The organism is Candidatus Gracilibacteria bacterium (assembly GCA_028687475.1).
Taxonomy (GTDB): domain Bacteria; phylum Patescibacteriota; class Gracilibacteria; order BD1-5; family UBA2023; genus STC-74.
Genome location: JAQUAB010000005.1, coordinates 86,265 through 106,740, shown reverse-complemented (window position 1 = coordinate 106,740; position 20,476 = coordinate 86,265). Strand labels below are relative to the sequence as shown.

The 20,476-nt window shown below is 40.1% G+C and carries 21 protein-coding genes; 3 read left to right on the top strand and 18 right to left on the bottom strand.

What is annotated here, in order from left to right; translation table 25 throughout:
• Positions 1–575 (top strand): tRNA (guanosine(37)-N1)-methyltransferase TrmD (locus tag PHY14_05245; GenBank protein ID MDD2694289.1); only part of this gene is annotated, 575 nt, incomplete at its 5' end.
• 10 nt (positions 576–585) lie between these two features.
• On the opposite strand, the gene PHY14_05240 is transcribed toward PHY14_05245, so the two are convergent.
• From PHY14_05240 to ruvC, 5 genes are all read right to left on the bottom strand, one after another.
• Complete coding sequence (locus PHY14_05240; protein ID MDD2694288.1) at positions 586–2,937, bottom strand: hypothetical protein; 2,352 nt, start codon at positions 2,935–2,937, stop codon at positions 586–588.
• A 24-nt stretch (positions 2,938–2,961) separates the two neighbouring features.
• Positions 2,962–4,008 carry a phospholipase D-like domain-containing protein gene (locus PHY14_05235; GenBank protein ID MDD2694287.1) on the bottom strand — a complete coding sequence of 349 codons (1,047 nt, stop codon included), beginning with the start codon at positions 4,006–4,008 and terminating at the stop codon, positions 2,962–2,964.
• Positions 3,962–4,891: a hypothetical protein gene (locus tag PHY14_05230; protein MDD2694286.1), complete on the bottom strand. Its 930-nt coding sequence runs from the start codon at positions 4,889–4,891 to the stop codon at positions 3,962–3,964. Before PHY14_05230 ends, PHY14_05235 begins: the two co-directional genes overlap by 47 nt.
• 40 nt (positions 4,892–4,931) lie before the next feature.
• On the bottom strand, positions 4,932–5,714 hold the full coding sequence (locus tag PHY14_05225; protein ID MDD2694285.1) for a hypothetical protein: 783 nt from the start codon (positions 5,712–5,714) through the stop codon (positions 4,932–4,934).
• 63 nt (positions 5,715–5,777) lie between these two features.
• Positions 5,778–6,251, bottom strand: coding sequence for a crossover junction endodeoxyribonuclease RuvC (gene ruvC / locus PHY14_05220; protein ID MDD2694284.1), 474 nt, complete (start codon positions 6,249–6,251; stop codon positions 5,778–5,780).
• A gap of 254 nt (positions 6,252–6,505) precedes the next feature.
• Here ruvC and PHY14_05215 point away from each other — a divergent pair, with 254 nt between their 5' ends.
• The gene (locus PHY14_05215) at positions 6,506–6,775 is read left to right on the top strand and encodes a hypothetical protein (protein MDD2694283.1); all 270 of its coding nucleotides are present in this window, start codon (positions 6,506–6,508) and stop codon (positions 6,773–6,775) included.
• Here the strand turns inward: PHY14_05215 and PHY14_05210 are convergent.
• The 12 genes from PHY14_05210 to PHY14_05155 form a co-directional block, all read right to left on the bottom strand.
• Positions 6,756–7,520, bottom strand: coding sequence for a hypothetical protein (locus tag PHY14_05210; protein MDD2694282.1), 765 nt, complete (start codon positions 7,518–7,520; stop codon positions 6,756–6,758). The two genes, PHY14_05215 and PHY14_05210, sit on opposite strands and share 20 nt — an antisense overlap.
• Positions 7,521–7,647: 127 nt before the next feature.
• Complete coding sequence (locus PHY14_05205) at positions 7,648–9,018, bottom strand: phosphomannomutase/phosphoglucomutase (protein ID MDD2694281.1); 1,371 nt, start codon at positions 9,016–9,018, stop codon at positions 7,648–7,650.
• 161 nt (positions 9,019–9,179) lie between these two features.
• Complete coding sequence (locus tag PHY14_05200; GenBank protein ID MDD2694280.1) at positions 9,180–10,046, bottom strand: GNAT family N-acetyltransferase; 867 nt, start codon at positions 10,044–10,046, stop codon at positions 9,180–9,182.
• A 6-nt stretch (positions 10,047–10,052) separates the two neighbouring features.
• On the bottom strand, positions 10,053–10,958 hold the full coding sequence (locus PHY14_05195) for a hypothetical protein (GenBank protein MDD2694279.1): 906 nt from the start codon (positions 10,956–10,958) through the stop codon (positions 10,053–10,055).
• 86 nt (positions 10,959–11,044) lie between these two features.
• A complete protein-coding gene (locus PHY14_05190) occupies positions 11,045–11,656 on the bottom strand; it encodes a LysE family transporter (GenBank protein MDD2694278.1) in 612 nt (203 codons plus the stop codon).
• A gap of 79 nt (positions 11,657–11,735) precedes the next feature.
• Positions 11,736–13,628: a M3 family metallopeptidase gene (locus PHY14_05185; protein MDD2694277.1), complete on the bottom strand. Its 1,893-nt coding sequence runs from the start codon at positions 13,626–13,628 to the stop codon at positions 11,736–11,738.
• 20 nt (positions 13,629–13,648) lie between these two features.
• Positions 13,649–14,113: an NUDIX hydrolase gene (locus tag PHY14_05180; protein ID MDD2694276.1), complete on the bottom strand. Its 465-nt coding sequence runs from the start codon at positions 14,111–14,113 to the stop codon at positions 13,649–13,651.
• Between the two features lie 61 nt (positions 14,114–14,174).
• Positions 14,175–14,672 carry an NlpC/P60 family protein gene (locus PHY14_05175; GenBank protein ID MDD2694275.1) on the bottom strand — a complete coding sequence of 166 codons (498 nt, stop codon included), beginning with the start codon at positions 14,670–14,672 and terminating at the stop codon, positions 14,175–14,177.
• 166 nt (positions 14,673–14,838) lie between these two features.
• Positions 14,839–15,105, bottom strand: a complete 267-nt coding sequence (locus PHY14_05170; protein ID MDD2694274.1) for a DUF1653 domain-containing protein — start codon at positions 15,103–15,105, stop codon at positions 14,839–14,841.
• A 288-nt stretch (positions 15,106–15,393) separates the two neighbouring features.
• Entirely contained in the window at positions 15,394–17,256 is a 1,863-nt protein-coding gene (locus PHY14_05165; protein ID MDD2694273.1) for an alanine--tRNA ligase, read from the bottom strand.
• A 122-nt stretch (positions 17,257–17,378) separates the two neighbouring features.
• Complete coding sequence (locus tag PHY14_05160) at positions 17,379–18,341, bottom strand: DUF4105 domain-containing protein (protein ID MDD2694272.1); 963 nt, start codon at positions 18,339–18,341, stop codon at positions 17,379–17,381.
• A 101-nt stretch (positions 18,342–18,442) separates the two neighbouring features.
• On the bottom strand, positions 18,443–19,048 hold the full coding sequence (locus PHY14_05155; GenBank protein ID MDD2694271.1) for an RlmE family RNA methyltransferase: 606 nt from the start codon (positions 19,046–19,048) through the stop codon (positions 18,443–18,445).
• A gap of 133 nt (positions 19,049–19,181) precedes the next feature.
• Between PHY14_05155 and PHY14_05150 the strand changes: the two genes are divergently transcribed.
• Entirely contained in the window at positions 19,182–19,781 is a 600-nt protein-coding gene (locus PHY14_05150) for a 3'-5' exonuclease (protein MDD2694270.1), read from the top strand.
• Between the two features lie 125 nt (positions 19,782–19,906).
• On the opposite strand, the gene rplL is transcribed toward PHY14_05150, so the two are convergent.
• Positions 19,907–20,287, bottom strand: coding sequence for a 50S ribosomal protein L7/L12 (rplL, locus tag PHY14_05145; GenBank protein ID MDD2694269.1), 381 nt, complete (start codon positions 20,285–20,287; stop codon positions 19,907–19,909).
• Positions 20,288–20,476: the final 189 nt, after the last annotated feature.

Genomic DNA, 20,476 nt, shown 5'->3' with positions numbered 1-20,476 from the left:
AAGACAAGGGGCTCTTTCATTATTTTGTGCATAATCTCACAGATTGGACAGTACGAAATACACGACGTGTCGACGATCATCCTTATGGCGGATGAGCTGGTACTATTATTACTATAGAACCTCTCGTGAACGCTCTTCGAGAAATCCAAGAAAAGTATGGAAAAATGGACATTATCTATTTTTCTCCTCGTGGAAATCTCCATACACAAGAATCAGCTGAGAAATATGGAAAAGTTGATGGTCAATACTGTATCATCTGCTGACACTATGAAGGGATTGATGAGCGAATATTTGAACTCTTTGATATCACGGAGATTTCTATCGGTGAATATGTATTATCCAGTGGTGAACTCGCGAGTCTTGTTTGGATAGATAGTGTTGTGCGTCTTATTCCTGGAGTTATCAGTGAGGATTCCCTTATGGAAGAATCTTTTTCTGTAGAGCTTGGCTGAAAGAAAGAATATCCACACTATTCTCGACCTGCAGAGTTTGAGTGACTAAAAGTTCCAGAGGTACTTTTATCTTGAGACCAGAAAAAAATCCGTGAATGGAATCACGGACATACAAAGAACTAATATGAGAGAATTATTCTAGGCTAAACGATGTTTCTCCAATATCAATTCTCTGGAATGCAAGAAGTATTCGAGCATTCCCTGGAATGTCAGAATTCGCCTCAATAATATCAAGATATTTCGGAAGATTGCTTTTTTGGAAATCAAGAAATGTTGCAACATCTATAGAATTCGTTGGAAATTTTACTTCGATATTTCGTCCACCATATTGTAGAAATACTTGGGAAATCTGATTCGTACTAGAAATGAGAAGTGTCCAATATCACTCTACAATACTATCGTCTATTCGTCGAATATATCCTTTGGCTTTATTTGTTCTGAGATTTCATCACTCCAGTACAAAAGCAGAAACATCAGCATCAGGGAAAATAGAATTTATAACTGGAAATTTTTCTCCGATAGAACTCTCTGAGGGAGAAAGTGGTACAATATCTATTTTCTGTTGTATTCCAATTCGTTCAATACTTTGCATATCTGCACTTACTTTTGGAAGAATCACCTCGAGATTAGCATCATTGAATTCTTTTTCACTTATATAAGGGGTACTCAGATACATCTTATAATTCATTTTACTATTCGATGGATCTAAAATATCCTTCAGTGCTTTTAATCTAAGTGTTGCTTTCTGGATCCTAATATAAGTATCAGAATTTGATTTCAAATGAGCCTGAGTATATGCAGTATCAACCATTTCTGTAATACGAGAAACGTTGGACTCAAGATTGGATATAAATCAGATTCTCGTCTTATCCATGGAAATATCAGATCCTCTTACAAGATTATCTCGCAAATACAATACACCTTCATTCTCATACATAAGATCATCATACAATGAAGCAACGACAATAGATAGTATCTTTGCGTAGAATTGAGAAGAAAAACTAACAATAGTATCGATTTTCTTATTTTGATCATCGATAGAGTTCATATATTTCTCACCGGCACGAAAGAATATTGTTAGATATTTATAGGTTGACTCATTTTCGAGAAATTCAGCGGGAAGTATTCATTTATCGTGTACTTTATCGAGAATATTATATACATAGATAGCAATATCGAAGAAATCTTTCTGTTCAATAGTTGTTTCATTGAGTGTCGCATACAATGCTTCAGCTGTTGGATTGTAGGTATTGATACGAAAACTCGTCACCTTGCTGGATTGAAGAAAGAGATTCCCAGAATAGATATCTGCTAAGTTTTGAAGGAGCTTTGACTTTCATTCGGTTGGCTCGATTCCGATCATTCTTGCGATTTTCTCGTATGTATCCTGATAAGAGGCACCTACGTTATCCATATCGCCATAGAGAGCAAAATGCCCATCGAGCAGAAATTGTTCGATAATTTTCCCTGCAGAAGATGTCTCTGTATCGAGCGATTTTGCTATTTCATAGAGTTTGGCTATACGTGCAACGAGCTCATCTGTATTTCCGTTTGACTTCACCACTTTGGATAGAAGTCATCGTAGCTCCAAGAACATGAGATGATTTTTTTTGCTTGGATTCATGAGCCAAGAAGAAAATTCTGCTGTTTGTTGATTCGCGATACTGGCATCATATGAATTTGCGAGGTTAATTCATGCGACTTGATTATGAAATCGTGCTGAGAGAACTCGAAAGAGTTTAATAGTCTTGAATGGAAGTCGTGAATTAAAAAAGATATCAGAACCATCCATAGTATCAGCTCTTGGATCCATAAATTCAAAGCTCTCATCGTTGTCAAAATTTTCTTCGGATCAACTATCTTTCTTGGCAAGGGTTGTAATAATACGGAAAAGATCGGCTCATTTCAACGATGCATTCTTCGAAGGATCGAATCGAATATATGAACCAGGAAAAAGAATCATATTAGTCATCTCTACACCTTTGTCGAGAAATACCAGACGAGCAACTCCATCGATAGAATAGATGACGAGTTTTCCATTTTCTGATCTCCCAATATAGAAACTTCCATTGGTAATTTGCTCCAATCGGAAGTCATTCTCCTGTGAAGAAATCGTGTATTTTGAGAACAAATCATAAAATGAAATAATTCCCTGCACATTGGAGAGAATAATGTTCTTTTTTCCACTAAATGAAAGTGGCGGAACTGTAGAACCAGTCTCAAATAAATAGAGAAATGAGGATAGGCGTCAAATATCACCAAAAAGAACGGTATCTGGTGTTACATTTTGACCAGTTCCTGCAATAGGAATATATTTCACAATAGAGTTTGAATCCGAAAGAACTACTTTATACCAATAATTTTCTTTCGTACTCTCGACTACCATTGTATCTGGGTCAGCAAAATTCATGGACGAAAAAACCATAAAAGATGCTCCAAGTGTCGAAAAAATAACAAGAAGAATGTAATAGAGGATGCGATTCATGAAACTAATCTACCATATAACCGTTTATTTTGCAAATTTCTGAGGAAAACAATCATTGAAAAATACCGCCTCAGCACTATTGTATATTTTTGGTACATTTTGGTAAAAAAGAGAAACTTCGCGATTATGGTCGAGAGCATTTTGAGTGAGATTGATACTTCCAATCATAAGATATTTTCCATCTCTGAGAATTGCTTTCGCATGCAGATATGGCTTCTTCACTCTTGAAATAGGGAAAGTGTATCCAGAAAGACTTCACAGAGAATCATTGTCAGCTACACACAGACGCACGTCTACTCACGATGTGGATTTCTGTTCTAGGAGCTCGAGCATCGCATCATCAGTGACTGATTGTACATATACGAAAAGAGTTTTCTGTGCATCTTGAATAAATTGCTCAATTCCAGAACGCATATTGATCGGACTCATCGCAATATTCGCAGGAATTGCTCCAGAAAAAACTGGCTGAATTCTTTTCTGATCAGCAGTATAAGTATTCTCCAAAATAGAAAGAACTTCTCTCTGAGTATCACACACGATAATATCACGATTTTTCTGGAAAGAGCTATACGTCAGATTCCCCGTACTGACACAATACATATCATCAACGATCCAGAATTTCGCATGAGTGAAGTTGTATCGATCATTGTCCGCATAAGTCACCAAGATTCCTGCTCATTCGAGTTTTTCGAAAGTATCATTATTGATGCGAGGCGTTCCATAGACATTTCCTTCGAGAACCACGCGAGTATCGACTCACCGATTATGAGCACGAATCAGCGCATCCACAGTATCTCGTTCTGTCCATGTATATATTTCTACCCAGATGCGGGATTTCGCCGAATCAAACTGAGAAACAAGTGCATCTTTCACTTTCACATCTGGAAGAACATACATCTCTGGATCCGAACCTGACGCAGAAATATAATCTCCTGTAGTGTATTGTGTATGTTCTCCTCTATAATAATCTCGATATTCACTACAAGAAGCCAATATCAATAGAGGAAGAAGAAAAAGAAAAACCTTATTCATTCCATCCAACCAGTACTGTCGCATCTGTATCAGTCGCATAGGGAAAATAGTTTCGCAAATACGTATGAACCTGGCTTCCCGGAGAAGCAGAAATTACATCTTTTCCATGTACTTCTGGAAATGGAACTCCAGGAAAGTATACTTCTCCAGAATTCGTTTTTGCAGTGATGTCAGCAGAAGCGCTACGAAATTCACTATCATGAACGAAACAAAGTACACGATTCCTTCGAAGAACCTCATGAACACCGTGATTCCGAATCTCTTCATGTCATTGGATATACTCACGAGTTGTAGCATCCAACTCTATCACTTCCGTAATTCCAGGAATATCCTTCAGAATTTCGATATTTTCTTCGAGAAGAGATTTCTGAGCTATAGTTCCAGAGAATTCCTTCCGAGTATGATAGTTATGAAGCTTCTCGATCGTATCGATCTCCGCACGTTCATCATCACTATAGCGAGAAAGTGCATTCACGAGAGCATATACCTTTCCAACTTTTGGTACGAAATGCGCCTGAAAGTCCCCTTCATTCGTCGATGAACGAACAAAAAGAGTTCCGTATTTCAAGAAAAAACCGAGAAAACTATTCTTACTCACAGCAGAATCGCGAATATTGCGATAGCGGATATTCATCGCATATTGAGAAAAAAGTTTATTTCGTACAGAAAGTGTTATTTTCTGATTTCCAATAAGAAGCCAGGAATGATGCCAAAGATAATGTTCATATCCAAGAAGAATTCCTGCAAGTATGAAAAATCATACCAAAGTATATACCATGGAATAATCCACGAGAACATACGTCAAAAGTGTCAGTGGAAGAACTCCAATAAGGAGTATTTTCAGAGAATGAGAAACCGCAACAATCCAGTGTTGATGGGTCTTGTAGAGGATTTTTTCTTCGAATCGATTATCAGATGCCATAGATTTTATATTGAAATTTCGGGATAAATGTATCAGGAACCTAATGGTGTCCACCATGGTCATCGTGTCATCCACTCTGTCCATGATCATCATGACCCGCACCATGATCATCTGATTCTGCTGCATGTGCTGATCATCCAACTTCATGGAATTCTACTCGATAGTGCGCATCGTCTTTTGAGCGATAGAATCCAACATGGGAGAGGTTGTACCAGATAGAAAGCAACGCTGCATTCACGAGATTCGAGAGAAGAAGCTTATAGAGCATCAATACAACCCCCAGAGGAATAATCGTATTTTGATGTGCCATGACATAACTGTAGAACCAGGAATTTCGCACCGTCTCGACATAATATTGTGTATCACGAATCCATGTGAAAATCGTCGATACGCGAAATATATATGCCTGTTCGATAAAATAAATACAAATCGCACCAGCTGTAAAAAGCAAATAGGCGGAAACAAACATATATACAAGTGTATAGAGTGTTGGCTGCGTCGGTTCACTCACGACCAATCCACCATGAAGTGGAAAAAGAACTGCCAGTATAAAAACAAGATAGACTGCGATACTCACCAGAAATACAGAAAATCCGAATGGAAAAAGAGTTCCTGTCGTCCCAAGCGGAGGATTCCCAACAAGAAGCACCATGAGAAGAATATAGATTCCCATACCGACGATTGCCCCAAATGCTGCTTCAAATATGCGATGCAATGTCACAAAATAATACAAAATCATGATAGCAAACAATATGCCTCAGAGAATCAAAATATCAAACTCTGTCACCTGGAATGTCATCGCGAGAGCCGTGAGAATTGGCATGAGCAGTGAACGGTTAACTTTTCATTGAATTGTATCGAATGTAGAGCCGAAAGCAAGGGAATTTTATACTCTCACCTTGAGTGAAGTGAGATATGCGATAGCAAGTGCATCCGCGGCATCATCAGGTTTCGGGATTTCAGAGAGCTTGAGCACCATTTGGAGCGCTTTCTGAACCTGTGGTTTTTTCGCGAACCCATTCCCTGCGATTCCCTGCTTCACCTGCAGTGGTGTGAACTCCACAATAGGAATCCCTGAAGTTGCAAGCGTATGGAGCATCACGCCACGAGCATGAGCCACATCGATACCATTCGTCACATTGCGAAGGAAGAAAAGCTTCTCGATGCCACAAATCGTGGGATGATATGTATTGATGACTTCCTTGAGGTCATTCCCTATCTGCACCAATCGCTCAGAGAGAGAAAGTCCAGCCTTCGTCTCGATCACCCCATACTCAATAACACGCAGAATCCGATCTTCTTTCTCGAGAAGAGCAAATCCCACCGTCGCAGTTCATGGATCAAGTCAGAGGATAATCATGGAGTGATTATAGGGAAAAATCTGGAAAAATATGCTTATTTATAAAAATCATTTGACAAATGTAATATAATGATATTATTTAACTAATTATTCTATAAATTTATATACTTATGAATGCTGAGGATTTTACATCTACCAATGAAAATGATGAAAAAGACACTTCTAGACGAAAAAGAACGGCAGCATTAATAATTGCTTGTTCCTTAGCTTTTTGAGGTACGTTGGCATATACTGGTTATTCTAAGCAGCAGACTATGAGTGATCGTATTTCAGAACTTACTGCAAAGTGGACAAAAGAACGAGTCGAAAAGATGCTAAAACATATATCAGGAACACAAAATTCCGAAGTAATCCCTGAAACAATAAAGATAATGTGAGGTTGACATAAGCTTGATTTCGCCATACGGAACCGCGACAATGGTGAAGAATCCGTAATTCATTGTAATATCGACGATAACAGCTGTAGTGATCCATATCTCCTCAAACCTCGTGAGTATAAAAATACTATTCCTTCTGAAAAATAAGAATTCATTGCAATAAACCTCGTGTCTTAGAACTTCCTAGAAATATTTCCCTCGTCTTCTTCACATCCCCAAACGTCACTTTCTTCTCGTGACGTTTTTTTGTGAATATTTCCCGTTCCATGAGCTCAGAAAATGGAAGGAAAAATACATCAGAAACAAGCATAGAAAAAATCTCTGGAATTTCTTTCTTCCAGAAATTTACCAGTTCTACCACAAAAAGAGGAAGTTTTTCATTGTCACGAACCATTTTGAGAATCTGATAGAGCCGTCCGATAGAGAGCGTATAATCTTTCGTGAGAATATTCTGGATATCTCTTTCTATTGGAGACATGAACATTCCACCTTTTGTATTTCATTTTCTATTCTTCCTCCATGTAGCAATCAGTTTCTCTTCCACCCAAGCGTCAAGTATTTTCTGATACGCAAGAATGATCGGAAGTCCATCCATAGTCGGATATTTCTGAAGGGTTTGCCAATATATTTCTGCATCGATGAGACGCTCAAGTGTATATTCTGGAGCATTTGCAAGACCATCACCAAAAGTATCGTGAATACGTCGAGCAATAATATCGATTCCCTCTTCTTCGAGAAGATTCGAGAAATGTTTGCGAGTCACAGATTGCACTTCTTTTTTCTGGATATGACGCATCGCAATCTGAACTTCGCGCTGCATCCATTGCTCCGCGAGTTCGAGACGAGCACGGAGTTCGGAATTTTCACGGATGAGGTCGTCTTTTGTCTGCATAAGAAAAATATGCCACCATTGTAGCATATTTTAGTGGATGTAGCAACCAAAACTTTGTCATCCTCCGAAGGAGGATCTCTTTCATAATTTCATGAGAGGGATTCTCTTCGAGAATGACAAAAAGAAACTAATTCTCACTCGATTCTCCGAATTTTCTGATATGTTCCATGATTTCCGTATAGAGCACATCGAATCTCTCTTGTGTTTTTGCTTCCATATTCAGACGAAGAAGTGGCTCATTGGACGATGGGCGAAAGTTCCACCAACTTCCATCAGCATAACGAACAGTGATACCGTCGAACAGATCGTGATCTTCATTTTTGTATTTCTCAGCGAGAATCGCGATAGAACCCTTCGGATCCTTCACTTCGAAATTCGTCTCTTCGAGTGTCACATATTTCTGGTATTCGGGAACGACTTCGGAAATCTTCTTCCCACGACGAGCAATCGCCGCAAGGAATACCATTCCTGCCATGATACCTGAATCCATATAATAATTATCTCGGAAGAAATAGTGTGCAGAATGTTCTCCAGCATAGACAATTGCGGGATTCTTCATCATATGTTCTCGAATATAGACATGACCGACCATCTCACGTTCGTAGAATCCGCCGATTCTCTCGACCGTATCACGGAAGATATGAGAAATTGTCGCATTCCCGATAAATCCTGCTTTTGGATATTTCTTCGCAACCTCCTCAGCAATCACGGAAGACATGATTCCAGAGGTTATCATGTTCGCTACATCATCGAGGATCATGATACGATCTGCGTCGCCATCGAAAATAAATGCCGCATCAGCCTGATTTTCTATGAGTGCATCCTTCGCATCCTGACGGTTCTTCTCGAGCATCGGATTCGGATGATGATTCGGGAAGTTCCCATCTGGTTGGAGATAGAGTGGAACGAGCTTGAATCAGAACTTCTCCGCAAGTTTCTCCATAAAAGCTCCAGCGCTTCCATTTCAACCATCAGCTACAATCGTGAGTGCAGAAAAATCAACATCATTCCCCACAAAATTCTGGATATGATTCACCCAATCATCGCTCACATCGCGATATTCCACATTTTCTACGATATTCTCGTCAGGAATATCGAGAGACTCCATGATCTCCACCATTGCTGGACCGTATTTCTTGAGGTTGTATGGTTCTGCAGAATGTGCGAGTGATTTGAATCCATTGTAGTCCTTCGGATTATGACTCGCCGTGATCATCCCTCCCGCTTCGATATCATCATAGTGACACGTCGCGAATGAGAGCATATCGGATGATACAAGCCCCAGGTCGATGATGGTCGCACCAGCCAGAGAAGCTCCGCGAGTGAATGCAGACTTCAGAGTAGGAGATGACAGTCGTGCATCATATCCGAGAGCAATCCTATTTTTCCTAGTTACTTTGGCAAAAGCATATCCGAGTCGAAAGTAGAAATCTTCATCGATATCGACTCCGTAGATACCGCGAAGATCGTAGGAACGGGAGAGAAGTGAGTAGTTCATAAGGGAAATGTTTAAGTTATTTAGAATATTAGATGATACTTAGGATTTCTCAAAAACGAGAAATTCGAGGCAGAAAAATTTTTTCGAAAGGAGCTTGCTAATTTGTAAGTGACTGAGAAATAAATTTTTCTAACGAAGAAGTTCGTAGTTTTTCAGAAATCCTAGAAGATTTTTACCCACATGTCGTGAAAATAAACATCATAATCTGCGATAGATTCCTTGAATTTCGTATATCCAGCATAGCTGAATGATTGTCCACGATCTCGCATGTGGTCGAGGTCACAGTATTTTATTCATTTTTCATACGAGTCAAGGAACCATGCATCCATCATAGCGATTCCGAGATGATATGGACGAGAATCATCATGATAAAACGATGCCCAATATTCGCTCGTCACTCATTCGTCGATGAAGACGGCACCTGCAAGTGGATGACCATTCACTGAGATGATATATACCCGATAATTCTCGATATTTTCCTGAAATAGTTTTTCTGTCATTCGAGAGACAAATCCTTTATTCGGATCATGGATTTTAGTGTTTCTATAGAGACTGAGGAAATCTCGGATTGAAGCATTTTTCTCGATACGGATGGTTCCATTTCCGATATTCTCAAGCATATGACGACGATGAGCACGAGCGGACGATGACCATTTATTCCAATAATCAGCACGATCCAATATAGAAAAAGCGGAACGAGAAGAATGGATGTTCCATTTCGTGAACCAAGTTGGCACTCGCCACCATCACTTCGGCTTCTCGATGCGACGGTGCGGTGTCCAGAAAACTATCCCATGAGGGATGCCGACACTCCGCAATTTTTCTCTGGTGATTTCTTCATCGTGTTTCTCAGAAGTAATGCTCCAGAAATACGGCAACACATGAAACGCGATAAAAAATCCATTATATTTCCCCAGTGTTCCGATAATTAGTCCTGTATATTTCTCATAGTAATCACGAAATACCTTCGAAGCAGTCCGATAGTAAGAAAAATCTTCAGGGATGAGGTTGCGTGAGAGGGTTTTCATGATGAATTATGAAGGCAGTAACATTCGGAATTTTCAAATATTTTTTCCTGTAGGATTCAGATAAAATTGTCGAAATACAACTCGTGTCATAAGCGGAAAATCCATATACTCCTCTTGCAGAAATATTTTAATATGATTATCATACTGTTCTACTTGATCTTGAAGAAATGCAATGATACTCGTTGGATACTCTGAAATATCTTGATACCATACTTTTGCAGGATCTCTTGGATCAATATCACGTACGATTGGAGCATCTCGAACAGCAACCAAATCTGACTCTGTAATCCTATATTTTTCTGCATCCTCATGAGAAATATTAAGAATTCCATGCTCAATATCCTCTACAAAGTCATTAAGATTGTATTCTATCCTGCAAGCACGCCCAATATTATGCAGTTTTTTTAAGTCTTCTGCAATATTTTTTGAACCAAGATACACGAGCATCCCAATACCCGTTCCAACTATATCAAGATTATAAAAATGTTGTTCCAATTCCTCACGCGGGAGAAATTCCAATCTTCCTGTTTCACGGAATCTCTTTATGCGTTTCGCGTCAAATATCATTGATTCGAGAATCATCTGTATTGATTGTTTAATTTCCATTTCTTTTCCGTTTTCACGAGCAATACGTAATGTTTCTTGGAGAAGTGTATCCTCAGGAGTTTCTGGAGAAAAATCTGGACGAGCAAGCGCATTCAAAATATGGAAACGCTTTTCTGCATATCATAAAATATCTGTATCTATCAAGTCCATATCTCCATCAATTCGATCATCCACAATACGCAATCATGCATATTGATAATTTATTGCCTGACTCACTCGTCATGAAGCCAACATGAGAATCCATACTTGCATTTTCATCGCACGAACATAGGAAGCATATTTTTGTTTATTTCTATGAACAAGCAAAGAAAAATACCGATTCAAGATATCAAGTGGATTTCTAAAGCCTTCTAAAGAAGCCTCTATGGAGGGAGATTGAGAAAAGATAAACATTACTTACTTGAAGATAAAAGAATCTTAATACCAAGAAACGCTAAAAGTGCTCACATAACTTTATTTAGATAGTACTGAACTCATGAAATATGAGACCTCATTGGAGAAAGATTCACAACAGTAGTCAATACGAGAAACCATCCTCACACTATACTTGCCATCATAACACCATATAAAAACTGTGTGATAATCAATGTATTTGGATTGATAACTTGAGTAAATACTGAAAGAAAAAATATCGTTGCTTTTGGATTCATTACATTCGTGAGAAATCCTTCTCGAAACGCGAGAAATCAGCTTTGATTTTTAGTAACTTCTATATCTTTTATTTTCTCTTTTTTTGAACGAAAAAGCTGATAGGAAATATAGAGAAGATATATAGCCCCGAGAGTTTTGATAATCGAAAATAGGATAATGGATTGTGAGATGACCAATCAGATGCCAGCGATACAATACGCAACGTGGACAAATATCGCACTCCCAACTCCAAGCGCCGTTAGATAGCCGAGTTTTCTTGATTTCAGAGCATTTTTCATGACGACAATAAAATCCGGACCAGGGGATATTGAAGCAAGGAGTGTGATGGATGCAAGGATGATAATTTCAGACATACGAAAATAGGTAAAGAAGTAAAATCGAGATGCCTGAAAAACTAGAAAAAAGCGTGATACATAGAAGAATTATTAACTTTTAGTTTTTATCTATTAGCTGTTCAAATTCCTCCACCATTCTCTCCACTTCCGCGATTCCCGCCTGATAGAACTCAGGAGAAGCTATATCGATACCATAGCGACCGAGGAGATCACGTGGACGCTCGCTACCACCCGCACGGAGAATATCCTTGTAATCCTCGACAGAGAGAGATTTTTCGGTATGTACCTTGTTGTAAAGCGCGAATGTGAGCAAGTTCCCGAACGCATACGCATAACAATAGAACGGTGAGTGAAAAATATGTGGAATCATCGACCATCCAGATTCCTCTTCTGCTGCAACATCATGCTTCACAATACCTCCATAGAGTGACTCTTGGGACTCTCTCCACATACTATTGAGTTCCTTGTACGTGAGCTCTTGTCCTGTATGGATGAGATTGTGTACTCGGCGTTCGAAGATGACATACTGCACCTGACGGAATATGGTTGCAAAAATATCACCGAGACGCTCATTGAGATATTCCTTGTATTCTTCTACAGAAACAAGTGACTTCACCTTCTCACCAAGAAGCATCTCAGAAAAGATTGAAGCCGTCTCCGCAAGAGAAAGTGGTGAATCATAGACTGGAGCTTCTTGGACTTGAGAGAGGTGACCGTGGATCGCATGTCAGAGCTCATGGGAAATCGTCGAAACATCACGAAGCTTCCCTGTGAAGTTCAGAAGCACGAAACTCTCATCTCATTTCCGATAACTCGCAAACGCACCACCGCGTTTCCCCGCACGTGGGAAAGCATCGATACGCTCTTCCTCGATCATTTTCTTCGAATATTCATAGAAATCATTATCGAAATCCTTCATGACAGAAAGATGGAGATCGAACGCTTCCTCGAATGAGAAATCCTTATCGGTTGTCCCGAGCGGAGCTCCGACATCCCAGACGCTAAATAATTCAAGATTATTAATTCAAGATTCAAGATTATGATTTCCATTATTCTGAGCCCCTGAAGAATCTACTCCATTATTTTGAATCTTTCATTTTGAATTTTGAATTTCCAATCAGAGCATTTTCGCCTTCGCCTTCAGAAATCGGACATAGAGCGGATATGCCTTCTCCACTTCTGCGAGAAGCATATCTACCACTTCATCATCCATCTCTTCACTGAGATTGCGCTGTGCCATGACATTGTCACTATATTTACGCATACGAATTTCACTACTCCAATCCTTCACGATCGAAGTATAGATATTCCCGAGCGCGATCTGGTTTTGTTTCGAATTGTACACGCGACGAAGTGAATGATATGCTTCTTCTCGTATACTCCTGTCAGTATGCTGACGATACGAACGAACTTCTTCTTCGGTCATTATTTTCTCTTCACCGTGGATATTCATCGTGAACTCATACGAACCCGTGAGCTCATCATGAAGCGTTCCTGCGAGACCGAGTGGACGAGACTTCAGATTCAGAACATATTCTTCTTTCTCACTGAGGATATACTTGATACCATCAGCCGTCGAGATGAGATCGTTCTTGTATTTCGCGAGTTCTGGCGCACGTGACCACTCCATGATACGGTCATATCCGATCACTTTCCATCCTTGTGCGATGAAGAGCAGGAGATTCGAAGCCTCGGTGTAGATATAGTCCACTTCTCCCATTTTCTTCGTCACTTCGAGGTCTTGCGTATCGAGCGTCGAACGGTAGAAGAGGTAATAACTCGGTGTCGCCATCTCGTGAGAGAGCCGAGTAAAATCATCATAGAATCCAAGAATCTCACCTGGAGTCGTGAACTTGCCGAAAGTCGTCGCATATTTTCGAGCGAATTCCTCCGTACGTGGCATGATAGTAGCAATATCGGTAGCGAGTTTTGGATCGTCAAGTCCTGTATAGAAATATCGAGCAAGATTCCAGCTGGTTGGATAAGTCATAAAAAGTTAAAAGTTATAAATTATATATTTTCTCAAAAGGCTTTCTTCACTATTTTATCGAATCATTGTCGCCAATGATGGATATTCCCTATTTCATTTTCTGTGATCCAACGAAATGATGTATGTTCATGACTTAATGTGATTTGTGGCATCATATCACATTCATAGATATAACAAAGAAACACAAATGGTACAGGAACATCAGAAAAAGTGACATCTTCATAGTTCTTATACGCCATAAAAAGTTTCGTATTAGTTTCATCAAAATCTATCTCAAAACCCAGTTCTTCACGAACTTCACGATTCAGACACTGGAAAGGATTGAGTTCTCTATCATTTTTACTGATTTTTCACCCAGGAAGTTCCATCCAGAGAGCTTTTCACGGTCTATCCTCTTCGAGAACCAGGATTTTGTCCTGATATTTCAAACAAACCTTCGTGGCAACGAAAAAAGTTTCTTCCGTGAGATACGGGTTATATGCCATATATACTATTATGAAGTAATGACTGAAGTATATGAAAAATCTCCTTTTTTGGAAGGAGTTTTTATAAAGTCTTACGCTTTTTTGACCTCGGATCAGTCAGGCTCGATAATTGCCTGCAAGTAGCAATAGTTCCAGTATGCATTCTGGATTGAATCTTCTCGATACTCCCATCCTTGCTCCATGATGAATGAAAAAATGAATCTTCATCAACAAGAATCCCAACATGCGTTATCATATAGGCTTTGTGAGCTACCGATTTTCTATGGAAGAATATGAGATCTCCTATTTTTCCTTCCTCGATGGGAACCAGATGAGCATCGATACTATGATTCTCGAGAATCTTCCGACACATATCTCACACATAATAATATGGTAGTTGCCATCATGTTGATTTCTCGATGAGATAACGAACTGCACTCACACAATGAGTCACTCATGGAGAATCACAATATTGTGCAGAACGAGAATACTGAGTAGAGAGAAGTTCTGGAATAGTTTCTCGGAATTTCTCTTCAGAAAAGTTCGGGTAGCAAATACGGAGGAGTCAAAAAGTTTCCATGGATTAAGATTTTTAGACAAATAAAAAAACACCCGAAAACGGGCATTCTAGAAAAGTCTAAAAAAACAACCCGTTATGCGAGTGAAGAACGGATAAATCCTGACCAAGTGATGAGACGTTTTGAGATGAGCATGAGGGAATTATAGTGAAGAATTGGAAATTGCAATTACATTTCTATAAACCTCTGAATCTTCTGCCCGTTCCACTCGACGATATCGAACCACATCGAGAGCGGACGGACGAAAATAGTGCCTTTTGGAAATGGGAGTTTCCCATTTTCTCACTTGGATTCATAGAGTGTCTTATAAATCACTATTTCTTCCTGAGTTTCTGAGTGAATCGCAATTCCGAGAACTTCATATGTATAATCCTCTCATCCAGAGGATTTATAGTGGCGCCAGCGGGAATGAGGAAGAAGAAGATTATTATTCATTTGTTTTTTTAAATTTCTGAGGTGAAAATACTCATTCGTATCATGATAATATTAATCTTTTTAGAAATCAGACCCCATTTCCTTCCTGACTTTCAACCAAGATTTCATGAATCAGACACTTAGTACCTTGAGGAATAATAATATCTCAATTCCTTGTGATATTATTTACAGCAACTACCTCATCACCACAAAAGGCATGACTAGGTCAATGAAGACGTATACCACTTTGTTTTACGGATTCTCGTAGAATTTCCAATCATTGAAGTCACATAACCTTGTTTTTAAGGATTATTTCTCGAGCACTGCTTTAATACGTCTCACTCCACTCGAACTGGATTCTTCTTTTTGGATTTTGAAGTGACCCATTTCTTTTGAGTTCTCGACATGAGGCCCACCACAGAGCTCACGAGAATATGTGATACCATTGGCTCCTACCATAGAATAGACCTTCACGATATCTGGATATTTCTCCCAGAATGCTCACTCGACGCCAGAGGCTTTTGCTTCGTTCTTGTCCATATTCGTCATCGTGACCGTGAGTCCAGAGTTGATAGCCTCATTCACATAGTCCTCGACCGCTTTTATTTGTTCTGGAGTCATCTTCTCTGGATGAGTGAAGTCGAATCGGAGACGTTCAGCGGTGATATTCGATCCAGCCTGATGCACATGTGCTCCGAGTACTTTCCGAAGACCAGCGAGCATGAGATGACATGCTGAGTGAAGTTCTGTCGTCTCCGTACCATCATCCGCAAGGCCTCACTTGAACTTCCCGGCTGCAGCAGTTCGTGATTTCTCCTGATGCTCTTCGAATGCCTTGTTGAACCCTTCGATATCGACTGTAAGCTCTTGTTCACGAGCGAGCTCGATCGTCATCTCGAGTGGGAATCCATAGGTATCAAAAAGCGTGAATGCTTTCCCTCCAGAAATCTGAGTCACCTTCTGCCCACTGCGTTCGAATGCAATCTTGAATCCATTCACAATCTTTTCGAATTCACGAACTCCATCCTTGAGTGTTTTTGAGAATCGTCCTTCTTCCTGTGAGAGTTCTGTTCGGATTTTCTCAGCATTGTTGCGAACGCTCTCATAAATACCAGAAAACTGCTCAATATAGATATCAGCAATAGTAGCCGTGAATGCTTGTTCATATCCCATCTTGTACGCCTCACGGATAGCGCGACGGATGAGACGACGGAGGATATATCCTTGATCGATATTTTTTGGTACCACACCATCAGCAATCATATGAGTCGCAGCGCGGAGATGGTCAGCAATGATACGAGCACTTCGTTCATTATAACGAGATTTTCCAGGTACTCCTACAAATCAACTCGACTGCATTGCTCATTCAAATAAACCTCACCACTCAACGATTTCTCGAATCTTCGCGAGCACTGGAGCAAAGAGATCTGTCTCATAGACACTCTTCATCTTATTGAGTGTCACGGTACAACGCTCTATACCCATACCAGTATCGACACACTGTGCAGGAAGTGTCTCGAGAGTCGCAGCATCGACACGATTGTACTGCATAAATACATTGTTCCAGATTTCCATCCACATCTTCGAGTCAGTTCCCTTATTCGATCCTGCTGGTGGTTTCCCTTCTCCCATCCAGTAGAAAATCTCCGTATCTGGACCACATGGCCCAGTTGGACCTGCTGCCCACCAGTTATCCTCCGCAGGCAGATACGCAATACGATCTGTAGGCATTCCGATAGACTCCCAGATATCTGCTGATTCTTCATCGCGAGGAGCATTTGTATCTCACTCGAAAACAGTCACAGAAATCATCTCAGGATCAAGCCCGAGCCATTCTGGTGATGTGAGGAATTCCCAACTCATCGCGATAGATTCGCGCTTGAAATAATCACCGAGCGACCAGTTCCCGAGCATTTCGAAGAATGTGAGATGTGTATCATCCCCAACATCGTCGATATCCCCAGTTCGGACACATTTCTGTACATCAGCAAGACGAGTTCCGAGCGGATGTTTCTCACCGAGAAGGTATGGCACGAGTGGTTGCATCCCAGCAGTATTGAAGAGAACAGACGGATCATTCTCCGGCACGAGTGGTGCAGATGGGATGATAGCGTGATTCTTGGATTTGAAGAATTCAAGATATTTTGCGCGGATTTCACTGGCGAGGATCATATGCGATGAATAATGAACAATTAAAAATGAAAAGTTATCAGAAGATTGGCTGATTATAGAAGAAATATCAAAAAAATCCACTCGAAATTTGGCAAGTGGAAATCTGTATTTGCAGATGAAAACTACTGAATTGGTTTGCGAATAAGCGCAGAGAAATCCACTTCACCCGTTGCACTCCGAGCCAGCTCATCGACACGATAATAATTTCTCGCATCAGGAAGAGAGAGCTGGGTATCTATGAGTCCTGCCTGATAGAGTACTTCATCAGAATGGGCTGGAAGAAGCGTATATGTTCCTCATTCGAGCTTATCTTTTCGAAGGGCGTTCGCATGCATGAGCACACTGGTAGTACAGTTGTTCCAGAGAGTATTATAGAACTCTGGCTCACGATTGAGCTTATCGGCACGAATAATCATAGAACGGAAGAGTGCTTGTACCTTTTCCTTTGGAGTATTGATTGGATACATATAGACTTCATTCTTTCGATAGTTCGTTCGTAATTTTACGATATCATTCTCACTCGCGATGACATACTGAATCTCGAACTGATTCAGAATCCCTTTAAGTGCATCGAAAGACTCACCACGCTCCTTGCGAAGCTCAGCAGAGATGACCACATTTTTCCCTCCAGAAAAAGAGAAAGAGAGCATCGTATGTGCCGGCCCATCTTTATCAGAAAATGGTGTAATACTATAATACACTTTTTCAATCTCATCGAGATTGAAGATATCATTATAATATCATGGTGTGAATTCTGTATCTGTTTTCCAGGTGTGATTGCGGATATTCTCGATGGTTACACTATTCCCTGACCAAGAAATTGTCGGCAATACTGCATCCATATCCTCCCAATCACGATAAAGTGACGGCTTCTGACTCGTCCACCATGCAAGTCAAACGGTCAATCCCAGGAGAAATACGAGGAGAAAAGCACGTTCGAACCAATACCAGAGAAACTTGATGATTTTCCAGAAAATGCAGAAGAGTTGAGAAATGTATTTTATGAATACATTTGGTACGCGTTCTGTTACTCCTTTTTTGGTTGAAGATTCTCCTGAATCCGTTCGGACAACACGACGTGCCATAGACAAAGTTTAAGAAATTTTTAGAAGGATAATCTTCTGCATGGAAAAGGCAAGAAATGATAAAAGAAAATTCCTTGACTCCATGAGAAATTCTATCAATATTAGTTTATTTTTCCGATACAAACGAAATATTCCTCGAAGCTTCGATCGCGGCATGCCTTCGGCTTGAATCGAGAAACCTTCTTGAAGTTTTCTTTGAGTGGCGCCATGAGATCCTCAATATCCTCACCTACAAAGACCTTCAAAACAAGACTTCATCATTTTTTCAGGAAAATTTTTGCCACTTCGAGAATCGCCAGATTGAGCTCGATAGAACGATATTGATCCACACCAGTCATCCCAGTAGTTGCTGGAGCAATATCAGAAGTGATGAGATCGAACTGACCAATTTCGAGAGAATCAAGATATACGCGAATCTTTTCGAATTCAAATATACTCTCCTGAAGCAGATGAATATTCGGAAATCCAAAATTGGGATCGATTTTTTGGATATCAATTCCTACCACTTTTCCTTTTTGTCCGATGATTTTCGCGATTACTTGGAGAAAACTTCCTGGTGCACTCGCAACATCGAGGACATTCATCGCAGGTTTTATGAGATTATATTTCTGTTGTATTTCGATAAGCTTGAAGGCACTTCTTGCACGATATCAGAGTTTCTTTGCTTTTTCGAAGTATGGATCATGGATGACAAAAGGTTTTGGCATAGTTGTAAAGTGAAAATTTTTGACTTCTCGATGAAAACTGTTAAAGTAACTTATCAATTTCTTCCTGAAGAAGCTTAGTAATGCCTGCCAAAAAAGCAAATTTTTCTCTTCAATTCACAATCTCTCTTTATCTATGGCAGAATCACATACTGGAACATATCTCGTACTCGATCTGGAAATGACAGGACTCAATCCATTCGAACATGGAGTTATCGAAGTTGGCGCAATAGTATTGAATGACACTTTCGATATTATTGGAGAGTTCTATATGGATTTGTGTCCGCCTGAGAATATTATCATCGATCCGAAATCGCTCGAATACAATGGATTCACCCTCGACCGAATCGCAGCAGGAAAATCCTATGAAGAATTTTGTGACCATTGGGATGCATTTTTGAGTAGTTATTTTGGTGATGAGAAAAAACCAATCATGGTCGGACAATTTATCGTTGCAGATATTGCATTTCTCGGAAGTGTGTTCTATCATGCGCGACAGAGTAACCTCTATGAGAAACTCGGAAATGATATTATCGATACAAAATCTATAGCGAATCAGGCAAATGCCATTGCTCGATACAACAAAATAACACTTCCGTTCCAGAGTACCAGTCTCTCGAAACCTGGAGGAATCTCAGAAGTGCTTCATATTAGCGGATATAGCGCGCATACGGCAAAATGAGATATTATGGCAACTCGCGAAGCACTCATGAAGTTCCTGAAATTCAAGAGATAGAATTTCGACTATACAAAAAATCCCAACCATTTCTGATTGGGATTTTTAGAATGAGAGATCCTTCACTTCTGTTCAGGATAATATTTTTCTTCACCAATCGCACAAAGTGCTCTTGGAGAAAAATATTACTTGATCTCAACTGTAGCACCAGCTTCAGAAAGTTGAGTCTTGATTTTCTCAGCCTCATCCTTCTTGACACCCTTCTTGATTTCACCACCGTTGTCAGCGAGAGCCTTTGCCTCAGCAAGACCAAGACCAGTGATTTCGCGAATAACCTTGATCACAGCGATTTTCTGAGCACCAGCAGAAGTCATAACAACATCGAATGATGTCTTTTCGTCATCACCACCTGCGGCAGCAGCACCACCAGCAACAACAGCAACAGGAGCAGCAGCAGAAACTCCGAACTTCTCTTCCATAGCGGAAACGAGATCAGCGAGTTCTACGATTGTGAGAGCCTCAACGAGTTCGAGGATTTTCTCAGCATTCTTTGAAAGGTCAGCCATAATAGAAAAAATAAAAAAATAAATAATGTGATTGTTTCTGTCATTCCTGTGAATACAGGAATCCAGTAAATGAATCCTAGATTCCCGCCTTCGCGGGAATGACGGAAGGTGCGGGAACAACGAGATGTTCAACCACCCGAGATTTTCACCTCGCACCTATCCCGAAAAACCGGGACAGGATGTGAAACG